This window comes from Streptomyces sp. NBC_00029, assembly GCF_045160505.1.
GTDB lineage: Bacteria > Actinomycetota > Actinomycetes > Streptomycetales > Streptomycetaceae > Streptomyces.
In genome coordinates this window covers 157201-175764 of sequence record NZ_CP108292.1, presented here as the reverse complement: position 1 = coordinate 175764, position 18564 = coordinate 157201, and the positions used below count along the sequence as shown (strand labels likewise).

Below are 18564 nucleotides of genomic sequence, written 5' to 3'. Positions count from 1 at the left end.
TTTCGCTCCTTGACCGGGCGGCGACTCTGGTACGGCCGCCGCCCGGTACTCGGGGCACAGGAGGTTCCCATGCCCACGCCCCGGACGTACTCCAGCGAAAACGGACTCGAAGCGCTCCCCCCGTACTTCCACGGATTCGCCCTGATGCACATCGCGATGCGACGCGACGCAGCCCGCCTGCGCACCGCCGCCCCCCGATGGAACGGCGCCGGAGCCGACTGGTGGCAGCACCTGCGCGAAACCATCGAATGGCACCACACCAGCGAGGACGACGTCCTGTGGCCCGGACTGCGCCGCCGCGACAGCGACTTCGACGCCCAGGCCCGTGAACTCCACGACGACCACGAGGAACTGGACGCCGCCATGGCCGCCGTGTCCACCGCCATCGCCCACCGCGGCGACAACCTCCCCCGCGCGGCACAGACCTTCGAAGGCATCCTGCGCGACCACCTCCGCGACGAGGAACGCATCGTCTTCCCCGTCTTCGAACGGCTCGGCGAACGCGCCTACCTCGCCGAGGAACGCAAAGTCGTCGCCAGCGCCCCCCTGCGCGTGATGACCCGCCTCCAGCCGTGGATGTTCGACGGAGCCCCCCGCCGGTCGGTCGCCCACGTCTCCGCCACCATCCCGCCACCGGTCCGCCTGATCGGTGCCACGCTCCTGCAGCGCCGCTACACCCGCACCCTGAAGGGAATCCTGAAGTGACCGGCACGACCACACAATCCGTGACCCTGGTGGCCGCCACGGTGGGCACCGGCCTGATGGCCGGCCTCTACTTCGCCTTCGACATCTCGGTGATGCCCGGCCTCGGCCGCGGCGACGACCAGACCTACGTCACCGCCATGCGCAACATCAACGACGCCATCGACAACGGCCTCTTCGGCCTCCTCTTCCTCGGCGCGTTCCTGGCGACCGGCGTCGCCGCCACCCAGCAGCAGCGCGGCGGCCGCCCCGACGCCGCCCGCTGGGGCTGGGCCGCCTTCGCCCTGTACGGCCTCTCCCTCGCCGTCACCGCGATCGTGAACATCCCCCTCAACAACCAGCTCGCCCGGGCCGGCACCGACGCCGCCGCCGCCCGCTCCCGCTTCGGCGGCCGCTGGACCTCCGGGAACATCGTCCGCACCGTCGCCTGCACCGCCGCCCTGGCCGCCCTGGGCCGCGCACTGACCCTGCACGGCCGCGCCTCGGCCGCACCGACCCCGTAAAACCGCCCTCCCCGGCCCGGCCAAGGGCCACCCCCCACCCCGCGAACGGCGCCCGCTCTCTTTCCGTCCCCCGCGGGAGAGCGGGCGCTTCGCTGCACCCTCCGAGAGAGGATGAAGACATGGACACGCTGACCGGCCTCCTCGAAGGCCCCAAAGCCCGCGGGGCCTTCCTCCTCAAGTCCGTCTTCAACCCGCCCTGGTCACTGCGCGTCGAGGACCGGGCCCCCCTCTCCGTCGTCACCATGGTGCACGGCACAGCCTGGCTCGTCCCCGACCACGCCGACCCCGTCCTGATCCGCCCCGGAGACGTGGCCGTCGTACGGGGCCCCGACCCCTACACCGTCGCCGACACCCCCGGCACCCCCGTCCAGATCACCGTCGGCCCCGAACAGCGCTGCAGCACCCAGGAGGGCGAGGACGTCACCGACACCATGGCCCTGGGCGTGCGCACCTGGGGCGACACCTTCCAGGACGCCGGCTCCTCGGTCATGCTCAGCGGCACCTACCAGGCACCCAGCGAAATCGGCCGCCGGCTGCTCAGCGCCCTGCCCACCCTCCTGGTCCGCCCCGCCGAAGCCGCCGACAACACCCTGGTCACCCTGCTCACCTCGGAGATCTCCAAGGACGAACCCGGCCAGGAGATCGTCCTGGACCGGCTCCTGGACCTGCTGCTCATCGGAGTCCTGCGCACCTGGCTGGCAGCACCCGGCAGCGGCGCCCCCGCCTGGTACCGCGCCCAGAGCGACCCCGTCGTCGGCCCCGCCCTGCGCCTGCTCCACGAAAACCCGGTCCACGGCTGGACCGTCGGGGAACTCGCCCTGAAGGTCGGCGTCTCCCGGGCCGCCCTGGCCCGCCGCTTCACCGACGTCGTCGGCGAACCCCCGGTCGCCTACCTGACCGGCTGGCGCCTGGCACTCGCCGCCGACCTGCTGCGCGAACCGGACGCCACCGTCACCACCGTCGCCCGCCGCGTCGGCTACAGCTCGGCCTTCGCCCTGTCGGCAGCCTTCAAACGGGTACGGGGCATCAGCCCCCAGGAATTCCGCAACGGCGCGACCCCGTCCACCGCACCCCGCACCGCCCAACCCGCCCGCACCGTCGTCCTGCCCACCGACCGGGGCTGACCCCGCGCGGCGGCCAAGTCCGCCGCGGGGGAGGGCCCGAACGGTCACACAGTGGGGGGAGAGACCACCTCAGCCGCCTGCCGCGTCCCGCACGCCGCCCGCCTGCCGCTCGATCTCCGCGGCCGGGAACGGCGTCCGCCTGCTCTCGGTGAGCAGACGGCGGAAGAAGGAGTCCACGACAAGGGTGGAGCGTGCGTGCCGGTCGATGACATCCGTGACCTCAAGCGGGATGCCGCCGGGCCGCCGGCCCGCTGTCCAGTCGCGCAGGAACACCTCGCGACCCGTCTCACCGCGCACGCCGTCGAGCACGTGGTGTCGCAGCAGGTGGCTCGCGGTGTAGCAGCGGTCGAACGCCAGGTGGTCCGAGAGGAACCCGGACTCCTCCGCGGAAAGGTCGAAACAGTCGCTCAGGGCAAGCCCGAAGTCGGCGAAGTAGAGCCGGCGGCCATCGGTCAGGATGTTGGCGAAGTGAGCATCGAAGTGGACAAGTCCGCGAGAACTCATGAAGGCGGCCCCGCCCGTCAGAGCTTCCTCCACCCAGCGCAGGGGCGAGCCCTCCCCGCCCTCCCGCACGGCGCTCTCCCGCTCGGCCAGCCATCCGGCGAGCGTGTACGGCACGTGCTCCAGGAAGACCACCAGGCTGCACGAGGACCGGCCGATGGCCTCCAGCCGGCCACGAACGGCCGGCGACCCCTCCCAGTGCGCGACAGCCCCCTCCAGGCCCCCGAAGGCGTCGGTGAATCCTTCGGGAGGGGAGTCGGGCAGAACCCGCCAGTGGTACATCAGAGGAAATCCCGCGTACGCGTCGCCGAGTACCCAGTTCGTGGTCATCGTGTGCACGGCGAGCTCCCGCCAGGCACCGAACCCCGCCGAGCCCACCCCGTACTGGTAGAACAACGGCAGCCGGAAGACGTTCGCCGTCGACCGCACGTTCTCCGGCCGCAGTTCGATGTCCGTCAAAGGGATCCGCTTGACGAAGACACGCGTTCCGTCGACGTCCAGCTCGGCCGACCTGCCGCCGATGCCCGACCCGAGCGCAGTGGCACCTGCCACAGCCTCACCGAGCCGGTGGTCGCTCAGCAGGGAGAGCCCGGTGCTGACGGCCCCGTAACCCGCCAGGCGCGCGGCGCGGCGCCGGTCATGGTCCCGCATCGACGTCTCCTCGGTGCCCGGACCAGGGCTTCGGCAATCCCGCGTACGCCGCCGACCCTACGCCGTACCGGCCGGCGCGGGCCCGCGAGCAGGACCGCAAGGACCGGCCGGGGCCGGCCGCACGGCGCCCGCGTGTTCCACACGGGTCACCGCCGTCAGGACCAGGCCCCGCCCGGCCAGCCAGCGGCCCTCGTACACCGGGTCCACCGGCGACGGCACCGGCGGGCGCAGGGTGGCCGTGAACGTGCCCGCGGGGGAGAGGGCCACCGAGGCGTCACGGAAACCCAGCCAGATCCCCGTCGCCGGATACCAGGCCTTGTACACGGCCTCCTTCGCCGAGAAGAAGATCCGCTCCCACGGCAGCGAGGCATCCGCTGCGGCAAGGCCCGCCAGATGGGCGCGCTCCGCACCGCAGGCGATCAGCCCGAGGACCCCCGGCGGCAGCGGCCCCGCCGGCTCCGCGTCGATACCCAGGGCCGCCACCGACGAGGCCGGGGCGGCCACCGCCGCACGGTACCCCTCGCAGTGGGTGATGCTGCCGACCACACCGGACGGCCACTGCGGGGCCCCGCCCGGGCCCGGGAGCAGGGCCACCGGCCGCCGCCCCAGCTCGCTCAGGCAGTGCCGCGCACAGGCCCGCGCCGTCGCGAACTGCCGGCGCCGCCGCTCCCGGCGCCCCGCCATCAAAGCCGCCTCGGCAGGGAACAGCACAGCGGGCGCCGCGTCGTCGAAGGCTTCCGATGACGTGACGCCCGGAGGCAGGAGTTCCTCGATCATCGCGAGGCGAGCTCCATCGCCGCGGCCACCGCCAGCAACGGCCGCTCCAGCGGCAGCATGTGGCCCGCGTCCGGGACCCGTTCGAAGCGGGCACCGGGGATCACCTCCGCGAGGACCTCGGCCAGCGCGATGTCGATCACCTTGTCGCCCTCGCCGTGCAGGACCACCGCCGGCACCGTGACCGACCGCAGCGCCTCGCGGACGTCCCAGCCGCGCGTGCACCGGAAGAACTCCGCCCGCACCCGGGGCGCGGCTGCCGCGAACAGCTGCCGGTTCACGTCCCGCACCACCGGGTCCACCTCCTTGCCCATGGTGGAACCCAGCAGCTTGCGGCCCAGCCACGGACGGCCGAGCGCCCTGGAGAACACGGCACTGCCCATCATCTTCACCTCGCTGTCCGGGGTGTCCTGGCCGTGCGCCGCCGTGCCCAGCAGCACCAGCCCGCGCAGCCGGCCCGCCGACGGCGAGGTCGCCGCGTAGCCGAGGGCGGCGAACCCGCCGCCCGAATGACCGACGACCACCGCCTCCCGCGCGTCCGTCTCACCGAGGACCGCCGCCAGGTCCGCACTCAGCCGCTCCACCGAGACCGGGGTACGGCCCAGCGTCGAGGCGCCGTGACCGCGCTGGTCGTACAGCACCACCCGGTGCCCGGCCCGGATCAGCCGGTCCGCGACCGTGCCCCACACCCGCCGGGTGTGCGCCCAGCCGTGCACCAGGACCACGTCCGCGGCCGCCGGCGTGCCCGCCAGCGGCGCCAGCACCGTCACCTCCAGCGCGGCCCCGTCGTCGGTGCGGACCGTCAGCTCACGGGTGAGCCCCGCTGCCGCCGTGCTCACCGCGGCACCGCCGACAGCTGCCGGTCCAGGGACTCGAACGCCGCCAGCGTGCCCCTGGAATGCTCCGCACCCAGGTCCGCGACCTTGGCCAGCACCTTCAGCCAGCCGTGCGGGCTGCCGGTGAAATGCATGGAGATACGGGTACGGCCGTCCGCCAGCGGCTCCACACGGAACGTGCTGGGACCCCGGAACACCCCGTCCACGTACTCGATGTCCAGGCGCCGGCCCGGCTCCACCGCCACCGTCCGCGAGGTGAAGCGCAGCTTCAGCCCGCCCTTGTCGGCGCCCTTGGTGTGCACCGTCACGCCCACCATGCCGCCGACCTCGTCGGGGGCACCGGACACCGCCGTGAACGTATTGGCCGGCACCCACCACTTGCGGGCCCCGCGGAACTCCGCGACGAGCGCCTCCCACACGGCATCCGCCGGGGCGTCGATCACCGCCTCGTCGATCAGGTCGTACGTCGTCATACCGAACCCTCCAGTGGATACGGGAAAGAAAAGAGGCGGGGGGGGCGGGGTCCCTCTCCCCGCCCCCGCCGCCGGGACTCCACGACCGGTCAGGCCCCCGCTGTCAGGCGAAGAAGCCCTGCCCGGGAGTGAAGATGTTGTTCGGGTCGAACTTGTTCTTCGCGTTCACGAAACCGGTCCACCGGTTGCCGAAGTGCTTCTTCCAGTCGGCACCCGACATCGGGATCGACCCCACCAGATAGCGCTTCGCGCCCAGGCCCACCGCGATGTCGTACAGACGGCGGTTCTGGTCGATCATTCCCTGGATGTTGGGCTCACCCGGGTTGGGGAACCGCAGCAGGTCGAAGAGGTAGACCACCGACTCGTTCGGCATCATCGCCAGCGGACGCTTGATCTTCGAGGAGAAGAACGGGTAGAAGAGCAGGAACCCGCCGCCCAGCGAGTTCGCATCCAGCTCCTGCTCCACGAGCTTCATGAACTGCTTCGTCTTCGACGCCGGCAGGAACATGCTCAGCCACGGCTTGGGCGTGTACCAGTGGCCGCCCTCCTTCAGGTACGCCTCGTACGCGTCGAGCCGGAACATGTAGTCCCGGAACGTCACGTCCTCGATGACCGCCTCCGCCCGCACGTCCTGCAGGTCGCACAGCAGCCGGGCCCGGTTCGGCGGCGTCGTGTTGTACGTCGCCCCGACCTCCAGCTTGTAACGCCAGCCCGAGTTGTCCGGGGTCCGCTGCATCTCGCCCGCGTGGACCTCGAACCGGCCGTCGGCCAGCACCCGCTCGGAGTCGGTCAGGTACTGCTCCACCGTGTTGTAGTACAGGCTGAAGATGACGGCCCGCTTCGGCGCCGGGATCAGCTTGACCTTGACCCGCACGATGATGCCGACCTGGCCGCCGCCCGACAGCGCCGCGTTGAACAGCTCCGTGCGCTGCGTCGCCGTCGCGGTGACCAGCTTGCCGTCACCCGTGACGATGTCGATGGACTGCACGGTGTCGCACAGCAGGCCGTACCGCTGCACCGTGCCGCCGATACCGCCGATGCTGATCGTCCCGCCGACCGAGATGTACAGGTAGTCCGGCAGCGCCGGCGGGGTCTTGCCCACCGCGAGCGTCGCGTCCGTCAGCTGACCCCACGTCACACCGGCTTCGACCACCGCGTGGTCGCTGCCGATCGACAGGATCCTCGACATGCCCTTGGCGTCGATGGAGATACCGCCCGGAACACGCGCCTGCCCGTACACCGAGTGCGACTCGATGTCGTCGCCGGTGCCGCCCTGACCGTTGACGGCGACCTTGATGCCGTTGGCACGGGCGTAGTTGACGATCTTGACGATGTCGTCCACGCCGCCCGGCCGCAGCACGGCCCACGGCTTGCTCGGGGCGCCGTCGAAGAGATGACCGAAGTCGTTGGCGAAGGCGTCGACCACACCGGGCGTCGTCTCCAGGGTGCCGACCAGGCCCGGCACCGGGACGACGTCGGAGTTCCCGGCCGCCTCGGCGGCCGTCGCCCAGGTCTGGCTCACGGCATTCCAGCCGACGACCGCGACGGCAGTGGTCGCGATCCCGCCCAGGATCCGGCGGCGGGACGGCTGGGCGGCGGTGCCCTCGGCAGTTCTGTGGGTGCTGCTCATCTTCGTACGTCTCCTACTGGTGAGGTACCGGCTTGGTGCTGCGTACCTGGGAAGCGAGCTGGTACTCGCTCAGGTCGAGGCGCTTGGTGCCCCGGCGGAAGCGCCAGGTGTACGTCGGGAAGATCGAGGTGTTGCGGCCGGCGGAGTCGAGGTACCAGCTCTTGCAGCCGCCCGACATCCAGACCGTGCCCTCCAGGTGCTTGTCGAGCTTCCGGTTGTAGGCGTCCTGCGCCTCCCGGCGGACCTCGATGCTCGACAGACCGCGCTCGGCAGCCTGCCGCAGGGAGTCCACGACGTACTGGACCTGCGCCTCGATCATCACGGTCTGCGAGGAGTGGCCCAGGGCCGTGTTCGGGCCCAGCAGCATGAACAGGTTCGGGAAGCCCGCGATGGTGGTACCGCGGTGCGCGGCCATCCCGTCCTTCCACGCCTCACGCAGCTGCACACCGTCCCGGCCCCAGATCCGGCGCGCGACCGGCCGGTCGGTGGCCTGGAAACCGGTGCCCAGGATGATGGTGTCGACCTCGCGCTCGACGCCGTCCGTGCCCACGATCGACTTCGCACGGACCTCGGCGATGCCGTCGGTGACGACCTCCACGTTCGGCTGCTGGATCGCCGGGTACCACGTGTTGGAGAACAGCAGCCGCTTGCAGGCCACCAGATAGTCGGGGGTCAGCCGCTTGCGCAGCGCCTCGTCCGCCACCGACTTCTCCAGGTGGTCGCTCGCCATCTTCTGGACCTTCTCGGCGAGCTTGGGGCGCTTCCAGAAGAACGCGAGGATCTCCCGGCCCCACATGTTGAAGCCCCGCCGGAACTGCTGGTAGCCGGGCAGCGAACGCAGCATCGTGGTGTGCAGCGGGCTGTTGGCCTTGTCGGGCTTGGGGCCGATCCACGCCGGGGTGCGCTGGTACAGGTCCAGCTGCCCGACCTCGGGCTGGATCTTCGGGACGAACTGGATCGCCGAGGCGCCCGTGCCGATGACGGCGACGCGCCGGCCCGCCAGCTCGTGGTCGTGGTCCCAGTTCGAGGAGTGGAAGACCTTGCCCTCGAACTCGGCAAGGCCCTTGATGTCCGGCACGGCCGCCTCACTGAGGTAGCCCGTGCCGGTCACCAGGAACTGCGCGGTGTACTGGCCCTGCGAGGTCTCGATCCTCCAGTGCCGCTCGCCCTCGTCCCAGCGGGCGGCCTGAAGCTCGTGCCCGAACCGGATGTGCGGGCGCACGCCGAAACGGTCGGCCGTATCGCGCAGATACGCGAACAGCTCGTCCCGCGAGGCGAACGTCGACTTCCAGTTCGGGTTCCGGGCGAAGGAGAACGAGTAGAGGTGGGACATGACGTCGCACGCACACCCCGGATAGCTGTTGTCGCGCCAGGTGCCGCCGACCTCGTCGGCCCGCTCGAACACCAGGAAGTCGTCGATGCCCGACTGCAGCAGCCGGACGGCGGTGCCCAGACCCGAGAACCCGGTGCCGATGACCGCGACCCGCAGGTGCCGGGTCGGGCCGTGGCCGCCGGGACGCTTCTCGGTGCCCGTACGTGCCCCGCCGTCCTTGGCCGGTTCGAGAATGCTCGTCACGTCAACCTCCTTAACGGCGCGTGATGGTGACGCGGAAGTTGTTGAAGAACTTGTCCTCGAGGGTGTACGCGAAGATGTCGAGGTAGCGCTCGAACCGCGAGACGACCTCCTCGCCCTCCATGGCCACGGCCTCGTCCCGGCGCTCGGCCAGCAGGACCAGCCAGGCACGGCAGGCCATCGCGAACGACTCGCGCTCGTTGACGATCTCGTCGATCTCGAAGAGACCCTCCGCCGCGGCGCTCAGCTCGCTCAGGTGCGGGATGTGGCAGCCCTCGAACTCCGAGCGCTGCAGGAACTTCAGGTCGTCCAGGAGCGCCCGGTTCATCGGCAGCGCCTCGGCGGTCATGGTGTGCAGCACGAACTTCGCACCCGGGTTCAGGGCGTTCGCGACCTGCTGGAAGAAGTACCGGTAGCGCTTCGTGCGCTCCTTCGGCGGCAGGTTGGAGGAGACGAAGTGCTCCAGCGCGTTGATGCAGAACGCCGCGTCGTACTTCTCGCTGTCGTCCGCGACCTTGTAGTCGGCCCAGCTCTGGACCAGCGTGGTGATCCGCGGGTTGTCCAGGCCGGCGATGAACGCCTCCTGCGTGCGCGACAGGGTCAGGCCGACGGCCTGCTCCGCACCGTGCACGGTGGTGAGGCGGTTGAGCATGGTGCCCCAGCCGCAGCCGATGTCCAGGACGCGCCCGGTACGGCCGGCGGAGACATTGGCGAGCTCGGCGAACTTGTCGAGCTTGCGCTCCTGCGCCTCGTCGAGGGTGGCGACCAGGTCCTCGCCGTCTTCCCAGTAGCCGCCGGAGTACATCATCGTGGGGCCCAGCAGCAGCCGGTAGAAATCGTTGCTGACCTCGTAGTGGTGCCTGATCGCATCGACCTCGGGGTCCACCGACTTGGGGGCGACCGTTGTCATCCTGATCCTCTTTCCTGCGTGTCCGGCGGGCCGTGAATTTCCGAATTCGCGTCGAGAAAACCGGATGCCCCGCAAGGCGTGCGCAAGACGGCCTCCGGACACAATCCGGCGCCGTGTTGCGCGTTCCTTGCGGGGGCGCGGCTTTCATCACTCTCGAAAACCAGACACGCACTGCCGAGTTGCATTGCCGAGAGAGGACCGACCCCATGTCGCTGCCCACCATCGAAGAACTGGCGAGCCAGCTCGAGGCCGTCTCGGGTGCCGCGGAGGTCAGCCCCGACGCCCCGCTCCAGCACATCGCGGACGTCGACTCGCTGGACCTGATGGAGTGGCTGTACGGCTTCCAGAACCAGTACCCGCACATTCCGGCCGACGAGTCGCTCTTCGCCGACCTCGACGACACGACCACCCTGCGTGACGTGTACGCGAAGATCGTCGATCTCGTCCCGGCTCAGGCGTAGCGAGGGGTGACGTGACCGGCTTCGACATCACCGGGTGGGGCATGTCCGTACCCGAACGCATCGTCACCAGCGCCGAACTCGCGACACGCTTCGGCGTCGACGAGCACTGGGTCGTCAGCCGCTGCGGCATCCGCGAGCGGCGGGCGGTCGACCCGGGGCAGACCACCGCCTCCCTGGCCGTCGAGGCCGGCCGGCGCGCGCTCGAGAAGGCGGGCCTGACCGGCGCGGACATCGCCCACCTCATCGTCGCGACGGCCACGCCCGAGCAGCCGTCCCCGGCGACCTCCGCGTTCGTCCACCACGAACTGGGGATCGCGGGCAGCGCGCACGACGTCAACTCCGAGTGCGCGGGCTTCGTCTACGGGCTCGTGTCCGCCATGGCGCTGATCGCCATCGACCCCCGGCCGATCCTGCTGATCGGCTCCGACACCCACACCCTGACGGCCAACCCGGCCGACCGGGACCTGTCCATCCTCGTCGGCGACGGCGCGGGCGCCGTCGTCCTCCAGCCGGGCCCCGAGAACCGGGTCAAGGCCTGGAACCTGGGCGCCGACGGGGCCTGCACCGGCTCCCTCAAGGTCCTCGCCGGCGGCAGCCGGATGCCCACCACCCAGGAGACCCTGGACGCGGGCCTGCACTACGCGCAGATCAACGGCAACGAGATCTACCTCAACGCCGTCCGCTACACCGTCCGCACGGTCCGCGAGACGCTGGAGAGCGCCAAGGTGGACGCCGCGGACATCGACCACGTCGTACCGCACCAGGCCAACATCCGGATCATCAACTCGATCCTGTCCCACACCGGCCTGCGGCAGGAGGCTTTGATCACCAACCTCCAGAAGTACGGGAACACCGCCTCGGCGTCGATCCCGATCGCACTGACCGAGGCCCTCGAGGAGGGCCGGATCAAATCCGGTGACAAGGTCCTGCTGGCCGGCTTCGGAGCAGGCATGACCTGGGGTTCGATCCTGATGGAGTGGGGCGGTGTCGCGGCATGAGCAAGAACGGTGCGGGCGTGAGGCCCGAGTCCCCGGTCGCGCTCGTGACCGGCGCCTCGGGCGGCCTCGGCCAGGCCCTGGCGCTGGAACTGGACGCGCTGGGCTGCCGGGTCGCGGTCCACTACAACAGCTCCCGCCAGGGCGCGGAGGCCGTCCGGGAGAAACTGACCAACCCCTCGGTCCTGGTCACCGGCGACGTCGGTTCGTGGGAGGCCACCCAGGCCCTCTACGAGCGGATATCGGCCGAACTCGGCCCGGTGGACGTACTCGTCAACAACGGGGCCATCCGCAAGGACAGCCTGATGGCGATGCAGAACCCGGCCGACTGGGCCCAGGTCATCCAGACCAACCTGATCGGCTCCTTCCACACCGCCCGCGTCTCGGTCCCGTACATGCTGCGCAAGCGGTGGGGCCGGGTCATCAACATCGTGTCCCCGTCGGGCATCATCGCCACGGCCGGCCAGACCGCCTACTCGGCCTCCAAGGCGGGACTGATCGGCTTCACCCGCACCCTCGCCGCCGAATGCGGCCGGCGCGGGGTGACGGTGAACGCACTGTCCCCCGGCTTCATGATCACCGGCATGACCAACACCCTGCCGGACCGGGTCATCGAAGGCATGGAGGACAAGGCCCCGATCCCGCGGTTCGTCACGGTCGAAGAAGTCGCCCGCAGCGCCGGCCTCTTCCTCGACCAGGACTGCATGACGGGCCAGGTCATCAGCATCGACAGCGGCGTCTCCATCACCTGATCCCCCCGCCGCTCCCCGGCCCCGGCCTCCCCACCCCCACAGGGAGGCCGGGGCTCCCGTCGTCCCCGCCGACCGGGCCCGGACCCACCGGAGGACCTACGCGCACGAGGACCCACGCACCAGAGGACCTACGCACACAAGGACCCACAAGCACGAGGACGTACGCACCCGCCCGCGGGCACACGAGGGCCGCCGCCGCGCACCAGCGCAGCGGCGGCCCTTTCGCATGAGCGGATCAGGCGGCGGGGGAGGACGACATGCGGTGCGTGACGCACCCGTGCTCGGCCAGCGAGCACGGCCGGGGCACCGGCATGCGGTGATCCACCTCGAACACCCCCATCAGCACCGGGTCCAGGCAGGTCAGCGAACGCACGGTCGGCCGCGGTTCGGGCGTGCGCAGCAGCTCCAGGTACGCGGCCTCCGTCTCCGGCGCCGGATCGATGCCCAGCTCCTCCGCCAGCACCTCCCGCAACTGCTGGTAACTGCGCAGCGCCTCCGCCCGGTTGCCCGCCCGGGTATGGGCCGCCATCCGGCACCGGTAGGCGCTCTCCCGGAACGGGGCACGCCGCACGGCCTCCTCCGCATACCGCAGCGCATGATGCTCGTCGCCCAGCGCCGAGGAGGACAGGCTCGCCGTCTCCAGCGCCTTCAGCCGCAGCTCCTCCAGCTGCTCGCGCATCGCGTTGACCCACTCGCCCTCGTGCGAGGGCAGGAACGAGCCGCGCAGGTTCGACACCGCGCCCGCCGCGAGCTGCGCCGCCACCGCGTAGGCCCCCTCGGCGTACGCCTCGGCGGCCTCGGCCAGCGCGGTCTCCGCGACCTCCACGTCCACGACCGCGTCCCGCGGCACCCGCAGAAGGTAGCGGCCGCCCTGCGAGACCAGGGGAGTGGCCCCCGGCCCGTCCTGCGGCGTCGTGACGAACGTACGCACCCGGCTCACCAGGCTGCGCAGGGCCGAGGCCCAGGTGTCCGGCAGGCCCTCGGGCCATATCGTCTCGGCCAGCTGGTCACGGTCCGTGCCGCCGGCCCGCTCCAGGAGCAGCCGGGCGAACGCGACCTGCGCCTGCGCGCTCGAGAGGTGTTGAGGCGGTGCTCCGTCCGGCTCGATCGTGACAAGACCTATGAGTCTGATCAGCACTATGCACTCTCCGAAACGGTCGGCTTCCGGCCGTGTCCCCCAAGTTCGTGCGATTCAGAGGATACCGGCGGGCCTTCTCCGCATGTCAACAGCGGTCGGCAAACATTTCCGACCGAATAAAACCCGAGGTCCGGGCTTTCCCTTTCGCTTTTTGAGCGCCACTGCAGTCCGGCTGTGGCGCGGCTGTGGTCCGGCTGCAGTCCCGCTCTTGCGCTGCTATTGCGCCCCCCGAGCCTTAATGGAATTCCACTAGAGCCCGGCCGGAGAAACGGCAGGGCGTCGATGGAGTTCCGGGTCCGCCGGACGATCGCGACGAGGAGAAGCACGTGAACGCATCCGCTGCCTGGGACCGCCTCGAGCCGAAGCTGGCCTACTTCCGCGACCGCGTCCGGTCCCTGGAGTACGAGCCCAACCGCAAGAACAGCTTCGTGGCCTACACGGCCGAGCGGGACTCCGCGTACGCGGACCAGGACGGCCGCCGCCTGCTGATGATGTCCGGCTACTCCTACCTCGGACTCGCCGGCGACGAGCGGGTCGTCTCCGCCGCCAAGGCCGCCGTCGACCGCTACGGCACCGGCAACCACGGCGTACGCGCCCTGGCCGGAACCACCCCGCTGCACGAGGAACTGGAGGCCGAGGTCGCCAAGGTCGCCGGCCGCGAGCGGGCCCTGGTCTTCGGCTCCGGCTACGCCGCCAACGTCGGCACCGTCGGCGCCATCGTCGGACCCGGCGACACCGTCTTCATCGACAAGTACGACCACGCCAGCATCGTCGACGGCTGCAAGCTCTCCGGCGCCACCGTCACCCGCTTCCGCCACAACGACGTCACCCACCTCGAACGCCGCCTCGCCGCCGCCCCCGACACCGGCGTCCGCCTCGTCATCGTCGACAGCGTCTATTCCATGGACGGCGACATCGCCCCCCTGGTCGACCTGCGCAAGGTCTGCGACGCCCACAACGCACTCCTGATGGTCGACGAGGCCCACGCCCTCGGCGTCATCGGCGCCACCGGCAAAGGCATCGAGGAGCACTTCAACTACGAGGCCAAGGTCGACATCAAGCTCGGCACCCTCTCCAAGGCCATCCCCTCCATGGGCGGATGGGTCGCCGGCTCCGCCGAACTCGTCCACCACCTGCGCTACGCCGCCCGCCCCTTCCTCTTCTCCGCCGCCCTCGGCGGAGCACAGACCGGCGCCGCCCTGGAATCCCTGCGCATCATGCAGCGCGAGCCCCAGCGCGTGCAGTTCATCCAGCGCGAATCCGCACGCTTCCGCGGCATCCTCAACCAGGCCGGCATCAGCACCGTCGACAGCGAGACCGCCGTCGTCCCGGTCATCGCCGGCTCCGACGAGGCCGCCTACGACCTCGCCACCGCCTGCCGCAAGAACGGCGTGATCGGACTCCCCGTCGTCACCCCGGCCGTCCCCAACGACCTGGCCCGGCTGCGCATCGCCATCACCGCCGCCCACACCACCTCCGACATCGACTTCGCCGCCGAGGCCCTCATCACCTCCGCCCGCGAGTGCCACATCATCTGACCGCCCCCACGGCCACCCCTCCCACCCCTTTTTCCGTACCTCTCAGTCCGCCTCAGGGAGCAGACATGCCTTCACCGTCCAGGGGCAGTACCGCGCAGCCGCCCGTAGCCATCACCGGCATGGGCGTGGTCACCCCCGGCGGGTGCACCCCGGACGAGCTGTGGCACACACTGCGCGCCGGCCGCTCCACCGCCGCCGCCCTCACCCACATCGACCTCAGCCGCCACCGGGTACGCATCGGCTGCCGGGTCCGCGGCCTCGACTCCCTCGCCGGGCTCGTCCCGGCCAAGGACGCCCGCCGCATGGACCCCTTCGCCCACTACGGCACCGCCGCCGCCCTCGCCGCCCACCGCGACGCCGGATCACCCACCGCCGAAGCCGGCCGCACCGCCATCGTCGTCGGCAACGCCGTCGGCGGACGCGCCACCAGCGACCTGGAATCCGCCCACTTCACCGAAGGCGGACCGGCCCGCGTCAACCCGCTCATGCCGCTCATGACGATGCCCAACGCGGCCGCCGCCCAGATAGCCATCCGCCTCGGCTGGACCGGCCCCGCCCTGACCGTCGCCAACACCTGCGCCAGCGGCGCCGACGCCATCGGCCACGCCCTGATGCTGCTCCAGACCGGCCGCGCCGACCTGGTCATCGCCGGCGGCACCGAACACACCCTCACCCCCGTCACCCTCGCCGGCTTCGGCAACCTCAGCGCCGTCTCCTTCCGCAACGACGACCCCGAACACGCCTCCCGGCCCTTCGACAAGGACCGCGACGGCTTCGTCATGGGGGAGGGAGCAGGCTTCGTCGTCCTGGAACGCCTCGAGGACGCGCAAGCACGCGGCGCGAAGACCTACGGCCTCGTCGCCGGGTACGCCGCCACCGCCGACGCCCACCACCTCGCGATGCCCCTGCCCGACGGCGCGGGCGCCGCGGCCGCCATGGCCGGCGCCATCGCCGACGCCGGCCTCGAACCCGCCGACATCGTGCACGTCAACGCGCACGGCACCTCCACCCCCTACAACGACCGGTCCGAGGCCGCCGCCCTCACCAAGGTGTTCGGCACCGCCCAGCCGCCCGTCACCGCACCCAAGTCGGTCATCGGCCACCTCATCGGCGCCGCCGGCGCCGTCGAGCTCATCGCCACCGTGCAGGCCATGCGCCACTGCGAGGTGCCGCCCACCGCCAACCACGAACAGCAGGAGCCAGGAATGGACATCGACGTCGTGCACGGCGCACCCCGCACCGTGCGCCCCGGACCCGCGATCACGAACTCCTTCGGATTCGGCGGCCACAACTCCTCCGTGGTGGTGACGCCGGTATGACGACCCTCTCGCTCCCCTCCCCGGTCCGCACGCTCACCGTCACCGAACCCGAGATCACCGACTACCGCGGCGCCGCCCGCCGGGGCCTGCCCACCGCCCGCCCCGGCCAGGCCTCGCCCGTCCACACCTTCGTCCTCGCCCACACCGTCGCCGAACAGACCGTCGCCGCACTGACCGCGGCCGAACCCGGCCCCGTCTCCGTGGTCCACCTCGGCCAGGACATCCGCACCCTGCGCCCGGTCCGCCCCGGCGAGCAGGTCACCGTCGCCCTGGACGTGCTCGGCATCCGCAAGGAACCGCGCGGCGCCCGCATCGCCCTGCGCGTCCGGCTGACCGGCGAGGACGGACCGGAGCCCTTCGCCGAACTGGTCATCTCCGCCCTCCTGGTCGGCGCGAGCACACTGGAGCCCTTCGGCGACATCGCCGCGGGCGCCCCCGCCCCCGCCCCGCTGGGAGCCGGCGAACCCCACAGCGCCGTCCACCACCTGACCACCGACTGGATCACCACCTACGCCCACGCCTCCGGCGACCTCAACCCCATCCACCTCGACGAGGACGCCGCCCGCTCGGCCGGCTTCGACACCGTCATCGCCCACGGCATGAGCGTCGTCGCCCTCGCCGTGGAGGAGGCCACCGACCGCTTCGCCGCCGGCGACTCCGCCCGCGTCCGCGGCCTGGGCTGCCGCTTCTCCGCCCCCGTACCCCCCGGCATCCCGCTGGAGATCACCCTCCAGCCCGACGCCGACGCCCGCGTCGTCCGCTTCACCTGCAAGACCCCGGGGGGCGCCGCCGTGAAGTCCGGCTGGATCGAGTTCGCCGCCCCCCAGGAAGGAGGCCCACGATGACCGCACCCCGTACCCCGCGCACCGCCGCAGCACAGGAACAGACCCCGGACACCGTCGAACTCGGCCTCCTCGGAGGATTCCTGACCCAGGTCCGCGACCGCCCCCACGCCACCGCGCTCCTCTTCAACGGGCAGGAGACCACCTACCGCGAGCTGTACGACCTCGCCGGCCGCGAACGCGACCGCCTCGCCCTCCTGGACCTCGCCCCCGCGGAACCGGTCGGCGTCCTCGCCGACAAGTCACCCGCCACGGTGGCCCTCGTCCTCGCCTGCCTCCTGGCCCGCCGGCCGCTGCTCCTGCCGTCCCCGGCCCTCGCCGACACCCTCCTGGCCGACCTCTTCGCCCAGGCCGGCTGCGCCCGGGTCCTGGCCCCCGGCGGCGAGAGCGCCCGCGTCGCACCCAACCCCGAGGTCACCGCCCGGCCGCTGCCCGCCGACGAGGCCGCCGAGGTGGCCCTCATGCTCACCACCTCCGGCTCCACCAGCCTCCCCAAGATCGTCCCGCTCGGCCTGGACGCCATCGACCGGTTCACCCGCTGGGCCGGCCACACCTTCGGCATCGGACCCGGCCGCACCGTCCTCAACTACGCCCCCCTCAACTTCGACCTCTGCCTCCTCGACGTATGGACCACCCTCGCCCGCGGCGGACGCGTCGTCCTCGTCGACCCGGCCCTGGCCGCCCACGGACGCCACCTGCGCGACCTGGTCCTCACCCACGGCGTCGACATCGTCCAGGCCGTCCCGATGGCCTTCGGCCTCCTCCAGGACGCGGCCGCCAAGACCGGCGACACCTTCCCCGGCGTCGAGCACGTCATGTTCACCGGCGACGCCATCCCCGACCGCACCCTCGCCGCCCTGCCCCAGCTCTTCCCCCACGCCCGCATCCACAACATCTACGGCTGCACCGAGACCAACGACAGCTTCATCCACGAACTCGGACCCGCCCCGACCGCCGCCGCGCCCGTCCCCATCGGCCGCCCACTGCCCGGCGTACGCGCCCTGATCATCGACCCCGACACCCACACCCCCGTCGAAGGCCCCGGCAGCGGAGAACTCTTCGTCTCCACGCCCTTCCAGACCCGCGGCTACCTCGACCGCACCCGCCACACCGACAAGTTCACCGGCCACCCCCTCGGCCTCGACGACCGCCGCTGGTTCCGCACCGGCGACCTCGTACGCCGCGACGCCGCCGGCACCCTGCACCTGACCGGACGCACCGACTTCCAGGTCAAGGTCCGCGGCGTCGCCGTCAACACCGCCGAGATCGAACGGGTCCTGCAGGAACACCCCGCAGTCCTGGAAGCCGGCGTCGCCGCCCTGCCCGACCCGATCGCCGGCAAAAGACTCGTCGCCGCCGTCCGCCGCGCCCCCGGCTCCACCCTGACCGGCCTGCAACTGCGCACCCACTGCGCCCGGCACCTGCCCAGAGCCGCCGTACCCCACCAACTCACCGTCACCGAGGCCCCGTTGCCCAAGACGGCCACCGGCAAGGTCGACCGCAAGGCACTCGACCGCCTCGAACAGCCCAGCCCCACCACCGCACCCGTAGCCACACCTCTCGCCGAAGGAATCCCGTCATGAGCAACGTCGACACCATCAAGAACTTCGTCATCACCGAGTTCCTCCCGGGCACCGCCGCCGGCGAACTCGCCGCCGACCACGACCTGCTCAACGACGGGGTCATCGACAGCCTGGGCGTCCTCAAGCTCATCGCCTGGGTCGAGGACCGCTTCGAGCTCGCCATCGGCGACGCCGACCTGGACCCCAACAACTTCCGCAGCGTCGAGGCGATCGACACCTTCATCACCGAGTCCCGCCGCACCGCCGCCGCCTGACCCGC

At 71.2% G+C, this 18564-nt stretch carries 19 protein-coding genes; 11 read left to right on the top strand and 8 right to left on the bottom strand.

Translation table 11 applies throughout. From position 1 onward, the window contains the following. Positions 1–69 precede the first annotated feature (69 nt). The 3 genes from OG753_RS00805 to OG753_RS00795 all read left to right on the top strand — a co-directional run bounded on the left by OG753_RS00805 (position 70) and on the right by OG753_RS00795 (position 2329). Positions 70–705, top strand: a complete 636-nt coding sequence (locus OG753_RS00805; RefSeq protein WP_327260162.1) for a hemerythrin domain-containing protein — start codon at positions 70–72, stop codon at positions 703–705. Further along, positions 702–1205 carry an anthrone oxygenase family protein gene (locus tag OG753_RS00800; protein WP_327260161.1) on the top strand — a complete coding sequence of 168 codons (504 nt, stop codon included), beginning with the start codon at positions 702–704 and terminating at the stop codon, positions 1203–1205. The genes OG753_RS00805 and OG753_RS00800 overlap by 4 nt, the downstream gene beginning before the upstream one ends. Before the next feature lie 119 nt (positions 1206–1324). Beyond that, positions 1325–2329: an AraC family transcriptional regulator gene (locus tag OG753_RS00795; protein WP_405786664.1), complete on the top strand. Its 1005-nt coding sequence runs from the start codon at positions 1325–1327 to the stop codon at positions 2327–2329. A 69-nt stretch (positions 2330–2398) separates the two neighbouring features. Here OG753_RS00795 and OG753_RS00790 read toward each other — a convergent pair whose 3' ends face one another. From OG753_RS00790 to OG753_RS00760, 7 genes are all read right to left on the bottom strand, one after another. Beyond that, positions 2399–3481 (bottom strand): protein kinase family protein, encoded by a 1083-nt coding sequence (locus tag OG753_RS00790; protein ID WP_405786662.1) that lies wholly within the window; start codon positions 3479–3481, stop codon positions 2399–2401. Positions 3482–3538: 57 nt separating this feature from the next. Beyond that, positions 3539–4258 carry a 4'-phosphopantetheinyl transferase gene (locus OG753_RS00785; RefSeq protein WP_405786660.1) on the bottom strand — a complete coding sequence of 240 codons (720 nt, stop codon included), beginning with the start codon at positions 4256–4258 and terminating at the stop codon, positions 3539–3541. After that, complete coding sequence (locus tag OG753_RS00780) at positions 4255–5094, bottom strand: alpha/beta fold hydrolase (protein ID WP_405786659.1); 840 nt, start codon at positions 5092–5094, stop codon at positions 4255–4257. The genes OG753_RS00785 and OG753_RS00780 overlap by 4 nt, the downstream gene beginning before the upstream one ends. Beyond that, positions 5091–5564, bottom strand: a complete 474-nt coding sequence (locus tag OG753_RS00775; protein WP_327260156.1) for an SRPBCC family protein — start codon at positions 5562–5564, stop codon at positions 5091–5093. The genes OG753_RS00780 and OG753_RS00775 overlap by 4 nt, the downstream gene beginning before the upstream one ends. 103 nt (positions 5565–5667) lie before the next feature. Beyond that, positions 5668–7194 (bottom strand): FAD-binding protein, encoded by a 1527-nt coding sequence (locus OG753_RS00770; protein WP_327260155.1) that lies wholly within the window; start codon positions 7192–7194, stop codon positions 5668–5670. A 13-nt stretch (positions 7195–7207) separates the two neighbouring features. Beyond that, positions 7208–8770 carry a flavin-containing monooxygenase gene (locus OG753_RS00765; RefSeq protein WP_405786657.1) on the bottom strand — a complete coding sequence of 521 codons (1563 nt, stop codon included), beginning with the start codon at positions 8768–8770 and terminating at the stop codon, positions 7208–7210. Between the two features lie 10 nt (positions 8771–8780). After that, positions 8781–9677, bottom strand: coding sequence for a class I SAM-dependent methyltransferase (locus OG753_RS00760; RefSeq protein ID WP_327260153.1), 897 nt, complete (start codon positions 9675–9677; stop codon positions 8781–8783). A 206-nt stretch (positions 9678–9883) separates the two neighbouring features. Between OG753_RS00760 and OG753_RS00755 the strand changes: the two genes are divergently transcribed. Genes OG753_RS00755 through OG753_RS00745 form a run of 3 tightly spaced genes read left to right on the top strand, consistent with a single transcriptional unit; the run spans position 9884 to position 11885 of the window. Further along, positions 9884–10138 (top strand): hypothetical protein, encoded by a 255-nt coding sequence (locus tag OG753_RS00755; RefSeq protein WP_030390264.1) that lies wholly within the window; start codon positions 9884–9886, stop codon positions 10136–10138. An 11-nt stretch (positions 10139–10149) separates the two neighbouring features. Then, the gene (locus tag OG753_RS00750) at positions 10150–11136 is read left to right on the top strand and encodes a ketoacyl-ACP synthase III (RefSeq protein ID WP_327260152.1); all 987 of its coding nucleotides are present in this window, start codon (positions 10150–10152) and stop codon (positions 11134–11136) included. Continuing rightward, entirely contained in the window at positions 11133–11885 is a 753-nt protein-coding gene (locus OG753_RS00745) for an SDR family NAD(P)-dependent oxidoreductase (RefSeq protein ID WP_327260151.1), read from the top strand. The genes OG753_RS00750 and OG753_RS00745 overlap by 4 nt, the downstream gene beginning before the upstream one ends. Before the next feature lie 235 nt (positions 11886–12120). On the opposite strand, the gene OG753_RS00740 is transcribed toward OG753_RS00745, so the two are convergent. Further along, positions 12121–13023 carry a BTAD domain-containing putative transcriptional regulator gene (locus OG753_RS00740; protein WP_405786654.1) on the bottom strand — a complete coding sequence of 301 codons (903 nt, stop codon included), beginning with the start codon at positions 13021–13023 and terminating at the stop codon, positions 12121–12123. A 326-nt stretch (positions 13024–13349) separates the two neighbouring features. Here OG753_RS00740 and OG753_RS00735 point away from each other — a divergent pair, with 326 nt between their 5' ends. The 5 genes from OG753_RS00735 to OG753_RS00715 all read left to right on the top strand — a co-directional run bounded on the left by OG753_RS00735 (position 13350) and on the right by OG753_RS00715 (position 18559). Next, positions 13350–14561 carry an aminotransferase class I/II-fold pyridoxal phosphate-dependent enzyme gene (locus OG753_RS00735; RefSeq protein ID WP_383201703.1) on the top strand — a complete coding sequence of 404 codons (1212 nt, stop codon included), beginning with the start codon at positions 13350–13352 and terminating at the stop codon, positions 14559–14561. A gap of 65 nt (positions 14562–14626) precedes the next feature. After that, positions 14627–15880: a beta-ketoacyl-[acyl-carrier-protein] synthase family protein gene (locus OG753_RS00730; RefSeq protein ID WP_401282547.1), complete on the top strand. Its 1254-nt coding sequence runs from the start codon at positions 14627–14629 to the stop codon at positions 15878–15880. Continuing rightward, positions 15877–16725, top strand: coding sequence for a MaoC/PaaZ C-terminal domain-containing protein (locus OG753_RS00725; RefSeq protein WP_405786652.1), 849 nt, complete (start codon positions 15877–15879; stop codon positions 16723–16725). The genes OG753_RS00730 and OG753_RS00725 overlap by 4 nt, the downstream gene beginning before the upstream one ends. Continuing rightward, positions 16722–18305: an AMP-binding protein gene (locus OG753_RS00720; protein WP_405786650.1), complete on the top strand. Its 1584-nt coding sequence runs from the start codon at positions 16722–16724 to the stop codon at positions 18303–18305. The genes OG753_RS00725 and OG753_RS00720 overlap by 4 nt, the downstream gene beginning before the upstream one ends. Beyond that, entirely contained in the window at positions 18302–18559 is a 258-nt protein-coding gene (locus OG753_RS00715; protein ID WP_327260144.1) for a phosphopantetheine-binding protein, read from the top strand. The genes OG753_RS00720 and OG753_RS00715 overlap by 4 nt, the downstream gene beginning before the upstream one ends. Positions 18560–18564 lie beyond the last annotated feature (5 nt).